Consider the following 19,993-nt stretch of genomic DNA (forward strand, 5'->3'; position numbering starts at 1 on the left):
GTCTTGCCATGGTCAACGTGACCAATCGTCCCAATGTTGCAGTGCGGCTTGTTACGCTCAAACTTTGCCTTGGCCATCGCTCTATTCCTGTTATCCGACCAGTGTTTTTCAGCGGCCCCTTGCGGACCCGCCGGTTGAGTTTGACGGTCCGGCACCCAAATCCGCGTCGCGCCATTCCGGCGCCGTTCGCGTCATCGCGTACCGTGGACGAGGGTGCCGAGGCACATCCGCCCTGTTAAGCTGGAGCGGGTGAAGGGAATCGAACCCTCGCAACCAGCTTGGAAGGCTGGGGCTCTACCACTGAGCTACACCCGCCGATTCGCGTTTTACTCCAATAACTTCCACCAACCTATTGATGCCAATGCATCTTTCGGATGGCGTGGAGATGGTGGAGGGGGCTGGATTCGAACCAGCGTAGGCGTACGCCAACGGATTTACAGTCCGTCCCCTTTAGCCACTCGGGCACCCCTCCAAACCGGGCCCTTCGCTTAACGAAGGGATATCTGCCCGTCAATGGAAAAACGCGACAAAAGCCCCGTCATCGCCCCCTTCCCTCGAACTGAAATGAGGTTCGGCGGCAATGTTGTTGCTTCTGACGGCGCGCACTATAAGGGGCGCCATGACCAGACGCAAGCCAGATGCCCGCAACCCGCAACGCCCCTCTTCCAAGGGCGGTTCGGGCCCCAAAAACCGGTCCTCGGAGAGTCGTGAGCGCCCCGAAAAGCGGGCCGACAAGCGTCCGGGCAAAGCCTCGACCAAGCCTGGCGCGAAGTCCCCCGTCAAGGGTGCCGGCGCGAATCGCGGCGGCGCCCCCCGTCCCTGGGAAATCAACAGTGGCCGGCGCGAAGATGCCCGTGGTGAGTCCCGGGGCGAATCCCGGGGCGACCGTCAGGGCCGTCCCGACCGCGACGCCCGTCCGGATCGCGGCCCCCGCCCAGGCCCGCGCAACGAGCGCCATGTCACCGATACCGGCGAGCGTCGCCCTGATCGCGGGGCAGACCGCCCTGCCGGTCCCCGCCCCGACCAGCGCAGCTTTGATCGCCGCAGCTCACATCATCGCGGCGACCTGCCGGTCTGGCTCTACGGCACCCATGCCGTTCTGGCCGCCCTGAACAATGATGATCGCTATGTGCGCCGCCTGGTGCTGACGCGCGAGACACGCGACTCACTGGGCAGCGACATGCCCATTCCTGCCGTGGCGCCCGAGATTCTCGACAAACTGAAGATCGACAGCCTGCTGCCGCCCGGCGCGGTGCACCAGGGCATCGCCGCCCTGGTCGATCCGCTGGATGACGGCGGCGTCGAAGGCCTGAAGGAACCGCTGGAACTGGAAAGCGGCCGCGAGGTGGTGCTGCTGCTCGACCATGTCACCGATCCGCGCAACGTCGGCGCCATCCTGCGCTCGGCCGCCGCCTTCGGCGCCCGCGCCGTGATCGTCACCGACCGTCATGCCCCCGAAGCCACGGGCGCTTTGGCCAAGGCAGCCTCGGGCGGCCTGGAAGTCGTGCCGCTGGTCCGCGTTACCAACATGTCGCGCGCACTCGATCTGCTGGCCGAATACGGCTTCTGGCGTGTCGGCCTGGAAATGGAAACCGACAAGACGCTGGCCGACGCGGTCAGCGACATCCGTCGCGTGGCGCTGGTGCTGGGATCGGAAGATGAAGGCCTGCGCCGGCTGACGCGCGAGAAGTGCGACTTCCTGGCCAAGCTGCCGATGACCGGCGCGGTGGAAAGCCTGAACGTGTCGGCTGCCGCCGCGATCGCCCTCTACGAATGCGCGCGCGGCTGATAGCCGTCTCGCCATAATGCGAGGCGCATAAGCTCATCCGGCGCATCCTTCGTTGTGGTCCTGAGATGGGCCATGTCAGGCACCGGACGACTAATCAAAAAATCCGGTGGAACAGCCTGCCGTCGAAGCTGGCTGCCAGCGCCCTCCTTCAAGCATAAAAATGCTTGAAGGAGAAACCTTGAATATGTTTTCCGCCGCTAAGCTGCATGTTCTGTACAAGGTGCTGAATGCACCTGTACGACATTTCCCTTTCCCTCATATCTATGTCGAGAACGTTTTCCCGGCCGACTTCTATGCCGAACTGCAGCGCCACAGAATTGAGGATGAGGCATATACGCGCCTAGTCGATTCAGGCCGGGTCACCAGGAATTACAATGACGCGCGCTACGGTCTGTTTTCCCAGAATCTCGCGGCCGCGCCCATGTCCGCCGAGAAGAAGCAGTTCTGGGAAAATCTCTTCCAGACCTTTGGTGATGGCGAGTTTGGCAATGCCTGGATATCGCTTTTCGGCAATACCATTCGCGACAAGCTCAGCGCCTTGCCGATCGAGGTAAGTGGCGGCCGCGATCTGAAGAATATTCCACTCGCCAACGAAATGTTTCTGCTGCGCGACCGCACGAATTTTTTCCTCGGCCCGCATACCGATTCCATACTCAAGGTCGTTTCGGTGCTGTTTTACCTGCCGCCGGATGAGCGCCAGATCGACCTCGGCACATCGGTCTATATCCCGAAAGACCGCACGTCCACGTGCAACGGCGGCCCCCATTATACTTTCGAGATGTTCGATCTCGCAGCAACGATGCCCTACAAGCCCAACAGCCTGGTGGCATTTCCGCAATCACCGCGCAGCTTCCACGGCGTGGAACCGGTAAAACGTGAAGATACCATGCGCGATCTCCTGCTCTTCGATGTGAGGATCAGGAGTTTCCCGCCAGCGGCGGCATAACCGGATTACGACGACGAGCCATCGCCCATCTGCGACTGCAGGTAATTCTGCACGCCGACTTTGTCGACCAGACCCAGCTGGGTCTCCAGATGATCGATATGCTCTTCGGTGTCGCGCAGGATGTCGCGCAGCATGTCACGGCTGACATAATCCTGCACGCTCTCGCAATGGGCGATGGCATTGATCAGGTCGCCGCGGCCCTTGCGCTCGAGGTCCAGGTTGGCGCTCAAGCCTTCAGGAACGGTCTCACCGATCTTCAGCTTGCCCAGATCCTGCAGGTTCGGAATGCCTTCCAGCAGCAGCACACGCTCGATGATCTTGTCGGCGTGCTTCATCTCCTCGATCGACTCTTTGTATTCATGATGACCGAGCCGCTCGAAGCCCCAGCTCTTCCACATGCGCGCATGCAGGAAATACTGGTTGATCGCGGTCAGCTCGTTCTTCAGGACGCTGTTGAGATGCTGGAGGACCTTCTTGTCGCCCTTCATGGGAGAACTCCTGTGCCGGGGGCGCGACTCACTACGCGTCGCTGGTTGGCACGAGGCTTACGCCCGCCCTATCGAAGGCTCAAGAAAAATGCGTGAAATTACGAGTTAGTCGCAAAGATTCCGCGACTTAACTCAGTTTCCCTGCGACTTGTTCGCGATAACCGCGCGACTGCGCATCATGCGCAACACTGTCAGGCTCGAGAGCACGACACCGAGGCTCGCCAGCGCGAACAGCACCAATTCCGTCTCGCTGGCCTGGCTCATCAATCAGCACCTTCCATGCTGGCGACGGCAACCTGCGGCATCATGCAGGCCGCGCCATGCTGATGGCCGCTCTTGTGCTCGTTGATCATGCCCCGCACCTCGGGCACGCATTTGCCGCATTGCGGACGGTCGGCCAGATGGCGATAGACCGCAGCCACCGACTTGCAGCCGCCGGCAATCGCGCCGCGCACATCCCCGTCCGTGAAACCATGGCAGAGGCAGATATACATCGCGCGCCCCTTAATGCAGCTGCCGGACCGGCTGCAGCGCGGACGTATTCCGGGCCGCGCGCTGGCGCGTGCGATAGGGCAGATCATGACCGCTGCCGGCAAGGCATTCGGCCAGGTCTTCCAGCGGCGCCAGGAAGGCGGCGACGCCATCATGACGGACCAGCCATGGCGCCATGGCGCGCGCGGCCACCGGCGCGCCATTCTGCAGCGCCGCCACGATGGAGATCACGCAGACCTCGTCGGCGGCCAGACAGGGGCAGCAGGCCTGATGATGCACGATGGTGCGGCGGGCATGGCGGCTGAGCGAGGTGAGCGCTGCATCCAGGGCGATCAGCGCCGGCCGGGATTCGGAGCGGCGGAACTGGCGGTTGAATTCGCGGGCCAGCATCGGCAGATGCTCTGGCCCGGAAACCCAGCGGCGAAAGGCCCAGACCACCAGGCGTTCGCCCTCGGTCAGTTCCTGCACACTGGTCGGCCAGGAGCCCTGCTCCGAATGGCCTTCACCTTGATCCGGACCGGCAACAACGCCGGCATACTCGCCCATCGCCACGCGCAAACCCGCTCTGCAAATCATTCTCAGATACGGTTCTAACGAACTTGCGAGTGATTATCAAGTGCCTTTTTGGTGATCTTGTCCCGGCACTTGGCTTGCCCGGCGGAAATGCCTCGCGTAAACAGGCGCCCGAGCGCCCATGTTTGCGATCCGGGCCGGATTAGCTCAGCGGTAGAGCAGCGGTTTTGTAAACCGAAGGTCGGGGGTTCAATCCCCTCATCCGGCACCACTCCCCTCATCCAAGATTGACTGATCCATCGCGAACCAGGCGCGGGAAATCTTCCCCCCGGCCAGCTCGTAGATCGCAATCACGTCCACCCTGCCAGGCCCTTCGGGAAATGTCCGGGTCACCACTTCGCGGTCGATCACCGTATTGCCGACGCTCATGCGCTGGATCAGACGACCGAACAGGTTTGGCTCCTGAAAACGCACGATATGGCGCGCGCGGATTTCAGTCGCCCCGCTGGCCAAAAGCGTGTCGGGATGAGCGAAGACCTGCGCGTCCTCGGCGCAGCAGGCCATGAACGCGTCGATGTCCTTCGCGTTATAGGCATCGAGCTGGCGCTGGATGACGGCTTCGTTGGCAGCGGTGTCGGCGGCAGTCATAGGGCGGACTCCTTCATCGGATCGAAGCCTAGCCGCCAGGATGGAAAATGGTATCGCGGAATTGTAGCGCTGCAATCCCAAAGGCTTCAGGAGTCGCGGCTTGAAAAAGCCACAAAGCGCGGCTCTAGTCCCGCCATGCTGCGCTGCCTGATTCTCCCTGCGTCATTTCTTCTGCTGCTGACATCGATCGCGCAGGCGTCAACGCCGGAATCCTGGCATGGCCTGCTGATCACGGCCGGCCAGCGCTGCACTGCCGCCAGCGGCCTGCTGGAAGCCAAGGCCAGCGCCCAGCCTGCCGATTTCAACGACGAAATCCTGATCCTGGTCACCGGCATGTGGCCGCAGCCGCATATGAAGCAGGCATCGGCGCAGATGCTGTGCCGCTACAACAAGGCGTCGGGCGCCGTGCAAATCATCGAGGTGCCATCCGACTGGCCCCGACAGCTGATACTGGCCGAGTAGTCATTCGCCCAGCAGCAGGTCTTTGGCGCGGTTGATCTGCGCCGCCAGATAGGTCGAACCACCCTGGTCGGGATGAAACTTCTTCATCAGACGACGATGCGCGGCGCGGATATCGGCATCGGATGCGCCCGGCTTCAGCCCCAGCACATCCCAGGCCTGCTCACGTGTCATCGCGCCACCGCTGGCCGCACCCGACATCGCATCGGCCGCCTCGCCCGCGTCGCCGCTCGCGGCGCGCTCGCGCCAGTCCTCGCCCACCGTGCGGTCGAGATAGGATTCCAGCAGGGCCGCGCCCTGGTTATCGGCGGCGCGGCAATCACGCAGCAGCAAAATCAGGTCCTCGAAGCCGAGCGCAGACAAGCGTCGCCCGGCATAACGCCCCTGCAGCACTTCGCCATCCATGCGGCCGGTGCCGTGATCCAGATGCATGCGCAACCAATGCGTCTCGACGCTGGACTGCTGGCCGCTGCCGCCATTCAGGTCCCCATCCGGTGGCGCTTCGTTGCCGGTGCGCGCGCGCTGCCAGCCCGAGCCGAGGCCCCGGCCATGAAACAGGCCGCTGAACGGGATCAGGCCGCGCGGCAGATAGCCCAATGAGGCCGCAGCGCCCGCTGCCATCAGCATGGCAGCGTCGATGCGGCCGCGCAGCAGGAAGAACAGCGCCAGGCCGCCGCAGACCACGGCACCGATGATCTTCAGGGCGCGCGCCAGAATTTTCGGGTCAGCATTGATGAAACCCCGCGCGCCCAGCATCAGCAGCACGACAATCACCACACCGATGGCGAACCAGGCGGCCATCAGCGCATCTGTCCGATCAGGGCGCGCACATCCTGTCCGGACGTGCGACCGTAATTCTCCAGCGCCCGGAAGCCGCCGGCGGCATAAGCCGCCACGGCGGAGAGCAGCGCACGCAGCGTCGCGGCGCTGGACGCATCGAAGGCGCAATAGGCACCGCGCGTCAGCCGCGCCATATCCTGGAAGCAGGCCTTGGCCAACGGCTCCTCGCCTTCCTGGAAGGCAAAGATCGGCACGCCCAGCAGGGCAAGCTCGCCGGCACGCTGGGCGATGTCGTCATGGGCTTCTTCCAGGCAATCGCCAACATAGACCAGCGCATTGACCTTGCGCTCGCGCGCCTCACCCATGGTGTGCTTCAGCACGCGTTCGATCTGGGTATGGCCGCCAACGCATTCGACCTGCCGCATCAGGCGCAGCATCGCATTGGCTTCCGCCACCCAGGGCGAGGCCTTGCACTCGCCATGGCCGCGAAAGAACACGAGCTGGATTTCGAGCCCGCCAAGGGCGGCGGCCGTGCGGAACATGTCGGCCTGGATGCTCTGTGCCTCTTCCCAGGTCGCGCGCCGGCTGGCGGTGGCATCCATGGCGAAGACCAGACGGCCGGGCTGGCCGCCCTGCGGGGCGGGTTTGGGGCTCAGGGCCACCTGCCGCAGGAAGGCATCCACCTCCTGGGTGGAGGCCAGAGAAGACTTATTCGGGACCGGGGTCCGGTTATCCGTGCTCATGCCCACAGGATATAGGGGCCGCAGCCACAAAGCAAAATGGCCTGAAAACGCAAAACGCCGCCGGGTTGAGCCGGCGGCGTCGCGGTAAACCGGCCGTGACCGGGTTTAGCTTTCTTCGGTGAACGCCTCGTCACGCTTCTTCCGGATCGTCGGCAGCAGCACGACGATCAGGCCGATCGCGGCCAAGGCCAGCATGGTGGCGCTGATCGGGCGTTCGATGAAGACCATCGCATCGCCGCGCGACAACACCATGGCGCGCCGCAAATACTCTTCCATCATCGGACCGAGGATGAAGCCCAGCAGCAGCGGCGCCGGTTCGCAGTCCAACTTGGACAGCACGTATCCCAGCACGCCGAACAGGGCCATCAGGTAGACGTCGAAATCGGAGTTGTTCAGCGAGAACACGCCGATGGCGCAGAAGACCAGGATGGCCGGATACAGCAGATGATAGGGCACGGTCAGCATGCGGACCCACAGACCGATCATCGGCAGGTTCAGCACCACCAGGAACAGGTTGCCCAACCACATCGAGACAATGATGCCCCAGAACAGCACCGGCTGTTCGGTCATCACCTGCGGACCGGGCTGGATGCCCTGGATGATCATCGCGCCGATCATCAGTGCCATGACAGGGTTGGACGGAATGCCCAGCGTCAGCATCGGAATGAACGAGGTCTGTGCGCCGGCGTTGTTGGCCGATTCAGGTGCAGCCACGCCTTCAATGGCGCCCTTGCCGAAGTTCTTCGAGTTCTTCGAGACCTTCTTCTCCAGCGAATAGGCCGCGAACGAGGCCAGCATGGCGCCGCCACCCGGCAGGATGCCGAGCGCCGAACCCAGCGCGGTGCCACGCAGCACCGGCGGAATGATCGTCTTGATATCCGCCCAGCTCGGCCACAGGCCAGTGATCTTGCGGCTGAAGACGTCGCGGGTCTCTTCGTTCTCCAGATTGCGGATGATCTCGCCCAGACCGAACATGCCCATGGCGACGATCACAAAGTTGACGCCGTCGGCCAGTTCCGGCACGTCGAAGGTGAAGCGCGGCGTGCCCGAGGTCACGTCGGTGCCGACCAGGCCGAGCAGCAGGCCCAGCAGGATCATGGCAACCGCCTTGAGCAGCGAGCCATGCGCCAGCACGACCGAGGCCACGAGGCCCATCACCATCAGCGAGAAGTATTCGGCGGGACCGAACTTGAGCGCGATTTCGGCCAGCGGCGGCGCGAACACCGCCAGCAGGAAGGTCGCCACCGTGCCGGCGAAGAAGGAGCCCAGCGCCGCAGTGGAGAGCGCGAGCCCCGCCTTGCCCTGGCGCGCCATCTGATAGCCATCGAGTGCCGTCACCACCGAGGATGACTCACCCGGCAGGTTGATCAGGATCGCGGTGGTCGAACCGCCGTACTGCGCGCCGTAATAGATGCCGGCGAGCATGATCAGCGCCGAGACTGGCGGCAGGCCGAAGGTGACCGGCAGCAGCATGGCGATGGTGGCCGTGGGCCCAAGGCCCGGCAGCACGCCGATCAGGGTGCCGACAAACACGCCACCGAGGCAGTACAGCAGGTTCAGTGGCGTCATCGCCACTTCGAGGCCGATATAAAGATTGGAGAGCAGTTCCATGGCTTGATCCCCTCAACCGCCAAGCCACGGCCCGCGAACCGGCATCGGCAGGCCCAGGGCATAGACAAAGACAACAACGCAGAAGATGGCGAGGCCGATGGCCAGCACCAGAGTGGGTTTCCAGTTGAACCGCTGGCTCGCGACGGCGCTGATGCAGACCAGCACGCCAGTGGCAAGCGGCACACCGGCATTGCGCACCAGCACGCCGAACAGCAGCGTGGAAATGGTGACCAGCATCAGGCCCTTGAAGGTGAAGCCCTTCGGCGGCTCTTCGCTGACGGCGATGCCGCGCACGCCGATGACCAGACCGATGGCGACCAGGATACCAGCCAGGACGATGGGGAAGAAAGACGGGCCCATGCGGCGGGCCGTACCGAAGCCGTAATCCTTGGCCAGCCAAATGAAGGCGATGCCGAACAGGATGAACAGCAATCCGGCGAAGAAATCTTTTGGACTGCGAATAAAGGACATGTCTCCCCCTACGCCGTGTCTTCGGCTACCCCGGCCAACTGACCGGGGCAGACTTTGTACAAGGGGCGCCCAGCCTGCAAAAGGCCGGACGCCCCATCTTTTACGTCAAAGATATGTAACGTTTCAGTCAGCGTATTCGCCGGCCGCCTTGATCACCGGCGCCCACTTCTCGATTTCCGCCTTCAGGAACGGACCCAGCGCCGCAGGGGTGGCGCGGTTCTGGGCGACCGGCTCGGTGCCGAGTTCCTGGAAGCGCTGAACCACGTTCGCATCCTTCAGCGCGGCCTGCAGGGCCGGCACCAGCTTGTCGATCGCAGCCTTCGGCGTGCCCTTCGGAGCATAGAGACCATGCCAGATCGCCACTTCAAAGCCCTTGATGCCGGCTTCGTCCATGGTCGGCAGGTCAGACAGCGACGGCACGCGGGTCTTGGTGGTGACCGCATATGCCTTGATCTTGCCGCCCTTGATCTGACCGGTGGTGTTGGTGGTCTGGTCGCACATCAGGTCGATCTGGCCGCCCAGCAGGTCGTTCATCGCCGGACCGGTGCCCTTGTAGGCAACGGTGGTCATCTGGGTCTTGATCGCGCTCATGAACATCAGGCCGCACAGATGTGAGGCTGCGCCAACACCTGCATTACCATAGGACACCTTGTCCTTGTTCTGCTGCACGTAGGCGACGAGTTCCTTGAAGTCCTTCGGCGGCAGGTCCTTCTTGGCCACCAGGGTCATCGGCACGTCGGTGATCAGGCCGATCGGCTCGAAGTCGTTGATGGTGTCATAGGGCAGCTTGCGATACAGCGTGGCGCTGGTGGCATGGCCGATATGATGCAGCAGCAGCGTGTAGCCATCGGGAGCGGCGCGCGCGACGCGACCGGCACCGAGCGTGCCGCCGGCGCCGCCGACGTTCTCGATGATGACCTGCTGCTTCAGCGTGGTACCCATCGACTGGGCGACCAGGCGGGCAACCGTATCAGTCGGGCCACCCGCAGCGAACGGCACCACGACGGTGATGGGCTTGTTCGGATAGTCCTGCGCCTGAGCAGCAGTGCCCAGAAGCAGCAGGCTGCCAGCGAGCAGCGAAAGTGTTTTTTTCATAGTATCTCCCTGTCGTTAAACCCCCGGAGCCCCTACGGCTCCGACCCGAATTTCCGTTGTATAAAGCACAGATTCCCGGCCGCCTCCAAGTAAAACCCAAGAAGGTTTTTTCCTTGTGCGGTGCAGCAATGACGCCGTTTAAGGCAGATCAGTCCTCAGTGATCAGATTGAGCCCGAGCAGCAGTGCCCTGACTTCCTGACGTGCCGCAGCCTGCGCCATGCTCAATCCGGCGGCACCGCCCGAAAGGGTGGTGCGATCCAGGTCCATCAACGTCAGGCCGGTGAGGAAAAGTTCGCGGAAAATCACCCGTTCGGAAAGACCGGGCAGGAACCGGAAGCCGATGCGTTTTTCCAGCGCCTGCAGCACGTGGCCGACATTGCGCTTGTTGCGGGCGTCCAGATGCGACAGCCGGTTGCGGATCACCACCCAGTCGACACTCTGGCGGTCGCGGGCCAACCTTTGCTTGCGCTGTTCCCACACCATCACCGCGTAGCGGCTGGGCTTTATCACCTTCAGCGTGTCGGGTTCGATGGTGGCCAGCAAATCAACGTCAATAAAGCTGTCGTTTACGGGCGTGATCAGCAGGTCCGCATGCGAATGCCCGATGCGGGCCAGATGGGTATCGCTGCCCGGGCAATCCACCAGGATGAAATCATGGCGCGGGGCCAGATCGGCGATGGCGGTGGCGAAGCGCGCGGCCTCCTCCGCTTCTGCTTCGGGCCGGTTGGGCAGATCGCTTTCCGTGATCACCAGATGCTCGGGCATCGCCAGCCGCAGGCTGTGCTTGGTGATGAAGGCCTGCCGGTTTTCCAGATAGCGCGTCAACGTGCGCTGCTTGCCATCCAGGTCGATGGCGGCGATGCGGCCGCCTTCGGTCAGCAGCGCGATCAGGATGTGCATCGAGGTAGTCGACTTGCCCGAGCCGCCCTTCTCGTTGCCGACGACAATGATGCGTGGCCGCTGTTGGGCGGTCATGGGTGAACTCCGGATACAGGTACTATTTCTGAATTATAGCAGGCCGAGCGCACGCAACTCGGCCAGCAGCTCCGGCGGCATCTCGGCCGCGCCCTTGCCGGCAGCCGAGACATCGGGAGGCGCATCCTCATCTTCCAGATAGCGCCAGCCCTGATGCGGACGCCGCGGCTGCGGCAGCACGGGGATCAGCTCGGTCTTCATCACGATGCCGCAATGCGGACCTTTGTTCTCCAGCACGGCTTCTTCCAGACGCACAATGGGGCAGCGCACGGCGATGTAGCCCTTGACGATCCAGTATAGCGAACCGCCAGCCAGCACCTCTTCGGCGCGCTTGGGCATGTGACGCGTGTAATGGGTGAAGGTCTTGCCGGCCTTTTTGCGCACCTTCATGCGCTCGCGGAAATGCTCCAGGCTGTCGATGCCAACGGCGATCTTCAGAAGATGGACAGGCACGATAGTGCTTTTTGCGGGGGCTTTTTTTACAGGCATTTCGATTTGAGGGCGCGTGCCACACTGGAGGCCGGCGGATGGCCAAGACGGTCGGAAATCCACCAGGCGGTCTGCACCAGCTTCTTCAGGTCGACGCCGGTTTCGATGCCCATGCCGTCCAGCATGTAGACCACGTCTTCGGTGGCGACATTGCCGGTGGCGCCCGGGGCATAGGGGCAGCCGCCAAGACCCGCGACCGAGGCATCATGCCGTGTGATGCCGCATTCCAGCGCCGCCAGCGTGTTGGCCAGCGCCTGACCGTAGGTATCGTGGAAATGCACACCGAGATTGGCCAGCGGCATGACGTTGGCGCAGGCCTCGATCATCGCCTTGACCTTGCCCGGCGTGCCGACACCGATGGTGTCGCCCAGCGCCACGTCGTCGCAGCCGATATCGTGCAGTTGCTTCGCCACCTTGGCGGTCTGCTCCGGTGCGATGGCGCCTTCGAAGGGACAGCCGACCACGACCGAGACGAAGCCGCGCACCTTCACGCCGTCGCGCCGGGCCGCCTCCACCACCGGACGAAAGCGCTCGATGCTCTCGTCGATGCTGCAGTTGATGTTCTTCTTCGAAAAGCTTTCGCTGGCGGCAGCGAAGACGCCGACCGCTTCGGCGCCGGCGGCGCGCGCGCCTTCGTAACCTTTCATATTGGGCGTCAGCACCTGATAGACCACGCCGGGCCGACGCTTCATCTGCGCCATCACCGCTTCATGGTCGCCCATCTGCGGCACCCATTTCGGCGAGACGAAACTGGTCGCCTCGACATGCTTCAGACCGCAGTCGGCCAGGCGATCGATCAGTTCGATCTTCACCTCGGTCGGCACCACGCCCGGCTCGTTCTGCAGGCCGTCGCGTGGTCCGGCTTCCCACAATGTAATCTTCGACGGCAGGCCCATAATCAGGCCTCCGTTTCCAGATTGAGCAGCACGGCACCTTCCGGCACCTGGTCGCCGGCGCGGAAGTTCACTTTGGCCACAACGCCCTTGGCCGGCGCGCTGATCGTGTGTTCCATCTTCATGGCTTCGAGGATCATCAGGGGCTGGCCCTTCTCGACCTTCGCCCCCTCTTCCACCAGCGCTTGCACGATCTTGCCCGGCATCGGCGCGGTCAGGTGGCCGCTGCCGCCTTCGTCCATATCGCCGGCAGCGCGCGGATCGATAACGGTCAGCCGGTGCGTCTCGCCCGGCAGCATCAGCACCAGGTCCTCGCCCGCATGCACCAGGCCAGCGTGCAGGCGGCGGCCGTCGATCACAGCGTTCAGGTTGCCATCACTGTCCAGACTGCCCTGCACGGTGACATCGCCGGCCGGAGCATGCACATGCAGCGCATCGCCATCGAGATATTCGATCCGGCAGGTGACATCAGTGTCGCGCTCGCGGATCACCAGCTCGTCCCAGCCATGGTCATTCACGCGCCAGCCGGTGACCTGCGCCCAGGGCGACCAGCGGTCGCCGCTCTGCGCCGACTGCCGCGCCATCGCCGCGCGACGCTCCAGCGTCACGGCGAGTGCCGCCACCGCCAGCACCGTGGTCGAGGCCGGCTGCGGCGCCGGCAACAGGTCGGCGCGGAAACGTTCAATGAAACCGGTATCCAGATCGCCGCCGATAAAGGCCTCATGGCCGGCCAGCGCGATCAGGAAGGCGGTGTTGGTCTGCACGCCTGCGATCTGGTACTCGGCCAGCGCCTGCTTCATGCGACGCAGCGCCGCCTTGCGGTCGGTATCCCAGACGATCAGCTTGGCGATCATCGGATCGTAATACGGCGTGACAGCATCGCCCTCGCGCACGCCGGTATCGACGCGGACATGACGGTCTTCCGCCGGGGCACGCAGGCGATGCAACGTGCCGACCGAAGGCAGGAAATTCTTCTGCGGGTCCTCGGCGTAGATGCGGGCTTCCACCGCATGGCCGTTGATCTGCAACTGGTCCTGCGACAGCGGGAGTGTGCCGCCGGCCGCCACATTCAGCTGCCAGGCCACAAGGTCCTGGCCGGTGATCATCTCGGTCACCGGATGCTCCACCTGAAGCCGCGTGTTCATTTCCATGAAGTAGAAGCGGTCGGCGCGAAGTCCATCCGAAACGTCGGCAATGAATTCCACGGTGCCGGCACCGACATAGCCGATCGCCTTGGCGGCGGCGACGGCCGCATCGCCCATGGCCTTGCGCATGGCTGGCGGCATGTCAGGCGCCGGCGCCTCTTCCAGCACCTTCTGGTGGCGGCGCTGCACCGAACAATCGCGCTCGAACAGATGCACGGCATTGCCATGGCTGTCGGCAAAGACCTGGATTTCGATATGGCGCGGCTTCACCAGATACTTTTCCAGCAGCACCTTGTCGTCGCCGAAGGCATTGGCGCCCTCGCGCTGCGCGCCGGCCAGAGCCGTGGCAAACTCCTTGGCGGAATCAACACGGCGCATGCCTTTGCCGCCGCCGCCCGCCACCGCCTTGATCAGCACGGGATAGCCGATGCGCTCGGCTTCTTTCGCCAGCAGCTCGGGCGACTGGTCGTCGCCGTGATAGCCCGGCACCACCGGCACCTTGGCCTTTTCCATCAGCGCCTTGGCCGCACCCTTCAGGCCCATCGCCTCGATGGCCGAGGCCGGCGGGCCGATGAAGACAATGCCGGCATCCTTGCAGGCCCGGGCGAAGCCGGCGTTTTCAGACAGGAAGCCGTAGCCCGGATGGATTGCCTGCGCACCGGTCAGTTTCGCGGCGGCAATGATGCGATCCGGCAGCAGGTAGCTCTCGCGCACCGCCGCGCCGCCAATATGGATGGCCTCGTCGGCCATGGCGACATGGCGCGCATTGGCATCGGCATCGGAATAGACGGCCACCGTCGCCACGCCCATGCTCCTGGCGGTGCGGATGACGCGGCAGGCAATCTCACCGCGGTTGGCGATCAGGATTTTGCGGAACACTGCTTACTCCACTCTCAGTTCGCCCAGTTCGGCTTGCGCTTGTCGAAGAAGGCCGCGAGGCCCTCCTGCCCTTCCGGGCTGGCGCGCCGATCGGCGATATTCTGGGCCGTGAACTGCATCAGCTCATCATCCACGCGGGCATGGGCCACGCGGGAGATCAGCAATTTCGAATCACGGATCGCGCCCGGCGCGCCCAGCAGCAGGGCCGCAACATATTCTTCGCCGCGCGCGGCCAACGCCGCCTCGTCGGCTACCACCTCGTGTACCAGACCGATGCGGCAGGCATCGTCAGCACTGAACCGTTCGGCAGTGAGGAAATACCGGCGCGCCTGACGCGGGCCGATCGCGGCCACCACATAAGGCGAAATGGTTGCCGGCGTGAGGCCGAGACGCACCTCGGTCAACGCGAATTTCGCCTCCGCCGTTGAGATCACCATATCGGCGCAGGATGCGAGACCGGTGCCGCCGGCCATGCAGTTGCCATGCACCAGCGCGATGGTTGCCTGCGGCAGGTCATTCAGCTTTTTCAGCATGCGCGCCATGTTCATAGTGCTGGCGCGATTCTGCTCCGGTGTGGCCTGACCGGACTTGCGCATCCAGTCAAGATCACCGCCGGCCGAGAAGCTCTTGCCATTGCCCTTCAGCACCACAACGCGCGCATCAGTATGGGCGGCAATCTGATCCCAGATCGCGCTCAGGCGCTGCACCACGTCGTCGTTGAAGGCGTTGTGGATCTGCGGCCGGTTCAGCGCCACCGTGGCGACGCCGCGCTGGTCGATATCAAGGAGGATGAGTTCGTCTGACATGGCGCGCGCCCCTCACATCCGGAAGACGCCGAACTTCGTCGGCTCGAAGGGTGCGTTATGGGCAGCGCTCAACCCCAGCGCCAGCACGGTGCGAGTATCCATCGGATCGATGATGCCGTCGTCCCACAGGCGGGCCGAGGCATAATACGGATGGCCCTGGCGGTCATACTGGGCGCGGATCGGGTCCTTGAAGGCTTCTTCCTCATCCTTCGACCAGGTGCCGCCACCGGCCTCGATGCCGTCGCGCTTCACGGTCGCCAGCACGCTAGCCGCCTGCTCGCCGCCCATCACCGAGATGCGCGCATTCGGCCACATGAACAGCAGGCGCGGCGAGTAAGCCCGGCCGCACATGCCGTAATTGCCGGCGCCATAAGAACCGCCGATGATCACGGTGAACTTCGGCACCTTCGCCGTGGAGACCGCCGTGACCAGCTTGGCGCCATCCTTGGCGATACCGCCGGCCTCGTATTTCTTGCCGACCATGAAACCGGTGATGTTCTGCAGGAACAGCAGCGGGATATTGCGCTGACAGCAGAGCTCGATGAAATGCGCGCCCTTCAGCGAGCTTTCCGAGAACAGGATGCCGTTATTGGCGATGATGCCGATGGGATAGCCGTGGATGCGGGCAAAACCGCAGACCAGCGTGGCGCCGTACAGCTTCTTGAACTCGTCGAATTCGGAATCGTCGACCAGACGCGCGATGATCTCGCGCACGTCGAAGGGAATGCGGCTGTCCTTGGGGATCACGCCATACAGTTCGGCCATGTCATAGCGCGGCGGACGCGGCTCACGCACATCGCCCGACACCTGCTTCATGGTATTGAGGTTGCCCACGATCTTGCGGGCCAGGCCCAGCGCATGGGCATCGTTCATGGCGTAATGGTCGCTGACACCCGAGGTGCGCGCATGCACATCGGCGCCACCCAGTTCCTCGGCCGAGACGACCTCGCCAATCGCCGCCTTCACCAGCGGCGGGCCCGCCAGGAAGATGGTGCCCTGGTTCTTCACGATGATCGACTCATCCGACATCGCCGGCACGTAAGCGCCGCCGGCCGTGCAGCTGCCCATGACCACCGCGATCTGCGGAATACCGGCGGCCGACATATTGGCCTGATTGTAGAAGATGCGGCCGAAATGTTCCTTATCAGGGAACACATCATCCCAGGTCGGCAGGTTGGCGCCGCCGGAATCGACCATGTAGATGCAGGGCATGCGGTTCTGCATGGCGATTTCCTGCGCCCGCAGATGCTTCTTCACCGTCATCGGGAAGTAGGTGCCGCCCTTCACCGTCGCGTCATTGCAGACGATGACGCATTCACGCCCGGCCACACGGCCGATGCCGGTAATCACACCGGCAGCCGGGATATCCCCGCCATACATGTCGTAAGCGGCGAACTGGCTGAGTTCGAGGAAAGGCGTGCCGGGATCGAGCAAGGTGCGGACACGGTCACGCGGCAGCAGCTTTCCACGCGACAGATGCTTTTCGCGGGCCTTGTCACCGCCGCCCTGCTTGATCAGGCGGACCTTGGCTTTCAGATCGTCGACCAGCGCCTGCATCTGCGCCGCGTTGTCGCGGAAGGCCGCCGAACGGGTATCGAGTTGGCTGGTAAGAGCGCTCATGGCAGAGGGGCTGCTTCTCGTTCTCGGGGCTGTTGTTTTATCGACCATGCCAGCGCCCCGGCAGGGCTGCAAGAGGCCCGGCCGGGATAATGGATGCGGGCTTTCCCGGCAGATGCTAATTTGACCTATCTATCGGCACCATCGACAAAAACTATGGGAGGAAACATGGCCGGCAAAGGCTTCGATCTCAGCGGCAAAGTGGCACTGGTTACGGGCGGCAATGGCGGCATCGGACTGGGCATGGCGGAGGGTCTGGCGCAGGCCGGCTGCGATCTCGTGATCTGGGGCGGCAACCCCACCAAGAATGCCGCCGCTGAAGCCGCATTGAAGGCCCATGGCGGCCGCGTGCTGGTCCAGAAAGTGGATGTCGCCGACGAAGCGCAGGTGGAAACCGCCTTTGCCGAAGCGCTGAAAACCATGGGCCGCATCGACGGCTGCTTCGCCAATGCCGGCGTCAGCCAGGCGCGGGCGAATTTCCATGAACTCACCACGGCGGAATGGCGCCGGGTGCTGTCGGTCAACCTAGATGGCGCCTTCTTCACCATGCGCGCCGCCGCCCGCCATATGGTCGAGCGCAGCAAAAAGGGCGACACCGCCGGCGGACGTCTTGTCGGCATGGCCAGCACGGCCGGCGTGCATGGCGCGGCGCGTGCGCAGTCCTACGCGGCCAGCAAGGGCGCGATGCTGTCGGTGATCCGCGCGCTCGCCACCGAGATGGCGCGCTATGGCGTGACCGCCAATTCGATCCTGCCCGGCTGGATCGAGACCGAGATGACGGCAGGCGGCATCGCCGATCCGAAATTCAGTGGCAACGTGCTGCCGCGCATTCCGGTGCGGCGCTGGGGCCAGGGCTCGGATTTCGGTGGCATCGCCACCTATCTGATGAGCGACGCCAGCAGCTATCACACCGGCGACAGCTTCGTGATCGACGGCGCCTACACCATCTTCTGACGGGCAGCCGCCTCTTTCGCGGCTTTCATGCCAAGCCACTGCATGCGGACCACGCCGGCGAGGATGAGAATCCCGCCGGCGATCTGCTGCAGGGTGAACCCGCTGCCGAAGAACAGCGCCGAAACCACCACGGCGAAGACCGGCGCGAGGCTGCTGTACAGCGTCGCCACCGGCACGCCGACATGGCTGACGCCGTAATTCCAGAACAGGATCGCCAGCCCTGCTCCCCCTAAGCCGAGCCAGAGCAGCATGCCGATGGCCGGCAATGGCGGGACTTCGGTGGGCACACGCCCGGGACTGACCACAGCCAGCACCACGAACAGGCTGCAAATGAGTGTGCCGCCGACCAGCGTGGTCAGGCAGGTGGCCCGCATGTTGCTGAAGCCGCGCGGCGCCAACCAGCTCTGCACGCGCAGCGAATACCAGCTCCACAGGATCATGGCGAAAACCAGCAGCACCTCACCCACGTATGGATAGTCGCTGCCCATGCTACCGGCTTTCGGTCGCGCAGCATCCAGCGCCACCAGCGCCGCGCCGATGATGGCTGCGATGGCGGCCGGCCAGAAGCCGCGCGCCAGCGGCACGCGCAGCATGGCGCGCGTCATCGCGGCGGCGACCAGCGGACTGCAGCTCATGGTGATGGCGGCCCGCACCGGTTCCGACATCATCACGCCGATGGTGTAGCAGATCGAGAACAGGCCCATGGCCGTACCAAGCCGGATCACCAGCGGCCAGGGCACCGGCGCACGGAAGGGCGAGGCGCGGTCGAAAATGAGCGCCATGACGATCAGCAGCGGCGCCGGGATGAGATAACGGATGGCCGAGATGAAAAACGGATCCAGATAGCGTGTCGCCAGCGCATGCGTCATCGGGATCATCGCGCCCCACAGCAGCGACGTGACGACCAGGCCGGTTCCCGCGAGCAGGCCGCTGGTGGTTTTCTCACTCATCGCTTCTTGCCGAGCCAGCGGTCGATATGATCGATGCGGTCGCTGCCCCAGAACATTTCATCGTCGACAATGAAGGTCGGCGTACCGAAGGCCTGCAGTTCGATTGCCTCGGCCGTTGCATCCAGCACATGCTGGCGCGCCACCTGGTCCTCGGCCGCCTTGGCGATCTCGGCTTCGGGCACGCCGGCCACATGCACCACGGTCTTGAGATGCTCGGGCCTGGCGATATCCTTGCCCTCGCCCCAGTAATGCTTGAAGGCCGCCTTGGCGAAGACCACCGCCTTGGCCGGATTGTTCTCCTTGAGCCGGTAGAACAGCAGGCGCGGCAGCTTCACATCGGTGGGAAACGGATCGGGCGTGGTGACGATCGGCAGGCCGTGGAGTTTCGCAGCCCGCGTCCAGTCGTGCATCATGTGGCCCATCTTCACCTTGGAATACTCCGTGCGATCCGGAATGGCCTTCCACAGATGGCCCAGAGAGATCGGTCGCCAATCGACGCTGCGGCCATGTTTCTGCGCCACCGCCTCGATCAGATGCGCGCCGATATAGGCGTAGGGCGAGGTGAAATCCCAGTAGAAGCGGATCGGATTGGCCATGGCGAAGCTTCCCTCTGTTTTTTATGGTTTACCAGCCGCCGCGCTGCAGCCAGCGATCGACCTGGTCAAGACGGTCGGCGCCCCAGAAGGGTTCGCCGTCGACAATGGTGAAGGGCGAGCCGAAAATACCACGGTGCTGGATCGCATCTTCGGTCACGGCGCGCAGCTTGTCCTTGATCGGCTGGCTCTCGATGCCGGCCATGAAAGCCTTGCGGTCGATGCCCAAGCCAGCCGCGATGTCGCCGATGGTATCGGGCGACGAGATGTCGATGCCATCGACAAAATAGGATTTGTAGACCGTCTTGATGAAGGCCACGACCTTGTCGGGCTGTTCCTGCTGCAGCCAGTAGACGCCGCGCCCGGCCGCCTGCGTCGGCACCGGGAATTTCGCCGGCATGTTGAACTGGATGCCATGCTCGCGCGCGCTGCGCTTGAAATCATGCGTCGAGTATTTGCCCTTCATCGGATACTGGGTCAGCGGTTGCGTGCCCTCGCTCTTGAACACCGCGCCCAGCAGCATGGGATGCCAGTTCACGCTGCGGCCATGCCTGGCGGCGATCTCCTCGATACGCTGGGCGCCGATATAGCCGTAGGGCGATCCGAAATCGAAATAGAAGTCCAGTGCGGCCGCCATGTCCGCTCCTCCACTTTTC

At 63.6% G+C, this 19,993-nt stretch carries 24 protein-coding genes and 3 tRNA genes; 6 read left to right on the plus strand and 21 right to left on the minus strand.

Annotated elements, in window-relative coordinates:
• The coding region (locus AC1RRE_RS11715; protein WP_492982962.1) for a hypothetical protein at positions 1-239 on the plus strand (239 nt) is incomplete at its 5' end.
• A 2-nt stretch (positions 240-241) separates the two neighbouring features.
• Here the strand turns inward: AC1RRE_RS11715 and AC1RRE_RS11720 are convergent.
• Positions 242-315, minus strand: a tRNA-Gly gene (locus AC1RRE_RS11720).
• A gap of 71 nt (positions 316-386) precedes the next feature.
• Positions 387-472, minus strand: a tRNA-Tyr gene (locus AC1RRE_RS11725).
• Positions 473-619: 147 nt separating this feature from the next.
• Between AC1RRE_RS11725 and rlmB the strand changes: the two genes are divergently transcribed.
• Positions 620-1,789 (plus strand): 23S rRNA (guanosine(2251)-2'-O)-methyltransferase RlmB, encoded by a 1,170-nt coding sequence (rlmB, locus tag AC1RRE_RS11730; protein ID WP_492981364.1) that lies wholly within the window; start codon positions 620-622, stop codon positions 1,787-1,789.
• 160 nt (positions 1,790-1,949) lie between these two features.
• Positions 1,950-2,735: a 2OG-Fe(II) oxygenase gene (locus tag AC1RRE_RS11735; RefSeq protein ID WP_492981365.1), complete on the plus strand. Its 786-nt coding sequence runs from the start codon at positions 1,950-1,952 to the stop codon at positions 2,733-2,735.
• A gap of 5 nt (positions 2,736-2,740) precedes the next feature.
• On the opposite strand, the gene bfr is transcribed toward AC1RRE_RS11735, so the two are convergent.
• The 4 genes from bfr to AC1RRE_RS11755 all read right to left on the minus strand — a co-directional run bounded on the left by bfr (position 2,741) and on the right by AC1RRE_RS11755 (position 4,267).
• Positions 2,741-3,223: a bacterioferritin gene (bfr, locus tag AC1RRE_RS11740; RefSeq protein WP_492981366.1), complete on the minus strand. Its 483-nt coding sequence runs from the start codon at positions 3,221-3,223 to the stop codon at positions 2,741-2,743.
• Between the two features lie 132 nt (positions 3,224-3,355).
• The gene (locus AC1RRE_RS11745) at positions 3,356-3,487 is read right to left on the minus strand and encodes a hypothetical protein (protein WP_492981367.1); all 132 of its coding nucleotides are present in this window, start codon (positions 3,485-3,487) and stop codon (positions 3,356-3,358) included.
• Entirely contained in the window at positions 3,487-3,717 is a 231-nt protein-coding gene (locus AC1RRE_RS11750) for a (2Fe-2S)-binding protein (protein ID WP_492981368.1), read from the minus strand. Before AC1RRE_RS11750 ends, AC1RRE_RS11745 begins: the two co-directional genes overlap by 1 nt.
• 10 nt (positions 3,718-3,727) lie before the next feature.
• Positions 3,728-4,267, minus strand: coding sequence for a hypothetical protein (locus AC1RRE_RS11755; RefSeq protein WP_492981369.1), 540 nt, complete (start codon positions 4,265-4,267; stop codon positions 3,728-3,730).
• A 157-nt stretch (positions 4,268-4,424) separates the two neighbouring features.
• On the opposite strand from AC1RRE_RS11755, the gene AC1RRE_RS11760 reads away from it, so the two are divergent.
• Positions 4,425-4,499 (plus strand) — tRNA-Thr (locus AC1RRE_RS11760).
• Here AC1RRE_RS11760 and AC1RRE_RS11765 read toward each other — a convergent pair.
• A complete protein-coding gene (locus AC1RRE_RS11765) occupies positions 4,487-4,876 on the minus strand; it encodes a nuclear transport factor 2 family protein (RefSeq protein WP_492981370.1) in 390 nt (129 codons plus the stop codon). The two genes, AC1RRE_RS11760 and AC1RRE_RS11765, sit on opposite strands and share 13 nt — an antisense overlap.
• 135 nt (positions 4,877-5,011) lie before the next feature.
• On the opposite strand from AC1RRE_RS11765, the gene AC1RRE_RS11770 reads away from it, so the two are divergent.
• Positions 5,012-5,338, plus strand: a complete 327-nt coding sequence (locus tag AC1RRE_RS11770) for a hypothetical protein (RefSeq protein WP_492981371.1) — start codon at positions 5,012-5,014, stop codon at positions 5,336-5,338.
• On the opposite strand, the gene AC1RRE_RS11775 is transcribed toward AC1RRE_RS11770, so the two are convergent.
• From AC1RRE_RS11775 to AC1RRE_RS11825, 11 genes are all read right to left on the minus strand, one after another.
• Positions 5,339-6,136, minus strand: a complete 798-nt coding sequence (locus tag AC1RRE_RS11775; protein ID WP_492981372.1) for a DnaJ domain-containing protein — start codon at positions 6,134-6,136, stop codon at positions 5,339-5,341.
• Entirely contained in the window at positions 6,136-6,858 is a 723-nt protein-coding gene (locus AC1RRE_RS11780; protein WP_492981373.1) for a vWA domain-containing protein, read from the minus strand. The genes AC1RRE_RS11775 and AC1RRE_RS11780 overlap by 1 nt, the downstream gene beginning before the upstream one ends.
• A gap of 105 nt (positions 6,859-6,963) precedes the next feature.
• Positions 6,964-8,469, minus strand: coding sequence for a tripartite tricarboxylate transporter permease (locus tag AC1RRE_RS11785; protein WP_492981374.1), 1,506 nt, complete (start codon positions 8,467-8,469; stop codon positions 6,964-6,966).
• Positions 8,470-8,481: 12 nt separating this feature from the next.
• On the minus strand, positions 8,482-8,940 hold the full coding sequence (locus tag AC1RRE_RS11790) for a tripartite tricarboxylate transporter TctB family protein (protein WP_492981375.1): 459 nt from the start codon (positions 8,938-8,940) through the stop codon (positions 8,482-8,484).
• 123 nt (positions 8,941-9,063) lie between these two features.
• Positions 9,064-10,035, minus strand: coding sequence for a tripartite tricarboxylate transporter substrate binding protein BugD (locus AC1RRE_RS11795; protein ID WP_492981376.1), 972 nt, complete (start codon positions 10,033-10,035; stop codon positions 9,064-9,066).
• Positions 10,036-10,183: 148 nt separating this feature from the next.
• The gene (locus AC1RRE_RS11800) at positions 10,184-11,011 is read right to left on the minus strand and encodes a division plane positioning ATPase MipZ (protein WP_492981377.1); all 828 of its coding nucleotides are present in this window, start codon (positions 11,009-11,011) and stop codon (positions 10,184-10,186) included.
• Positions 11,012-11,044: 33 nt separating this feature from the next.
• Complete coding sequence (locus AC1RRE_RS11805) at positions 11,045-11,464, minus strand: DUF1489 family protein (protein WP_492981378.1); 420 nt, start codon at positions 11,462-11,464, stop codon at positions 11,045-11,047.
• A 26-nt stretch (positions 11,465-11,490) separates the two neighbouring features.
• Positions 11,491-12,396 carry a hydroxymethylglutaryl-CoA lyase gene (locus tag AC1RRE_RS11810; RefSeq protein ID WP_492981379.1) on the minus strand — a complete coding sequence of 302 codons (906 nt, stop codon included), beginning with the start codon at positions 12,394-12,396 and terminating at the stop codon, positions 11,491-11,493.
• 2 nt (positions 12,397-12,398) lie between these two features.
• Positions 12,399-14,417 carry an acetyl/propionyl/methylcrotonyl-CoA carboxylase subunit alpha gene (locus tag AC1RRE_RS11815; protein ID WP_492981380.1) on the minus strand — a complete coding sequence of 673 codons (2,019 nt, stop codon included), beginning with the start codon at positions 14,415-14,417 and terminating at the stop codon, positions 12,399-12,401.
• Between the two features lie 14 nt (positions 14,418-14,431).
• Positions 14,432-15,223, minus strand: coding sequence for an enoyl-CoA hydratase-related protein (locus AC1RRE_RS11820; protein WP_492981381.1), 792 nt, complete (start codon positions 15,221-15,223; stop codon positions 14,432-14,434).
• 12 nt (positions 15,224-15,235) lie between these two features.
• Positions 15,236-16,843, minus strand: coding sequence for a carboxyl transferase domain-containing protein (locus AC1RRE_RS11825; protein WP_492981382.1), 1,608 nt, complete (start codon positions 16,841-16,843; stop codon positions 15,236-15,238).
• A gap of 165 nt (positions 16,844-17,008) precedes the next feature.
• Here AC1RRE_RS11825 and AC1RRE_RS11830 point away from each other — a divergent pair, with 165 nt between their 5' ends.
• Complete coding sequence (locus AC1RRE_RS11830; RefSeq protein ID WP_492981383.1) at positions 17,009-17,794, plus strand: SDR family NAD(P)-dependent oxidoreductase; 786 nt, start codon at positions 17,009-17,011, stop codon at positions 17,792-17,794.
• Here the strand turns inward: AC1RRE_RS11830 and AC1RRE_RS11835 are convergent.
• From AC1RRE_RS11835 to AC1RRE_RS11845, 3 genes are read right to left on the minus strand one after another with little or no spacing between them, the layout of a single operon-like run.
• Positions 17,779-18,744, minus strand: coding sequence for a DMT family transporter (locus AC1RRE_RS11835; protein WP_492981384.1), 966 nt, complete (start codon positions 18,742-18,744; stop codon positions 17,779-17,781). The genes AC1RRE_RS11830 and AC1RRE_RS11835 overlap by 16 nt on opposite strands.
• Positions 18,741-19,340 (minus strand): 2-hydroxychromene-2-carboxylate isomerase, encoded by a 600-nt coding sequence (locus AC1RRE_RS11840; protein WP_492981385.1) that lies wholly within the window; start codon positions 19,338-19,340, stop codon positions 18,741-18,743. The genes AC1RRE_RS11835 and AC1RRE_RS11840 overlap by 4 nt, the downstream gene beginning before the upstream one ends.
• 28 nt (positions 19,341-19,368) lie before the next feature.
• A complete protein-coding gene (locus AC1RRE_RS11845; RefSeq protein WP_492981386.1) occupies positions 19,369-19,974 on the minus strand; it encodes a 2-hydroxychromene-2-carboxylate isomerase in 606 nt (201 codons plus the stop codon).
• Positions 19,975-19,993: the final 19 nt, after the last annotated feature.

Source organism: Ferrovibrio sp. GW821-FHT12D07 (genome assembly GCF_058807275.1).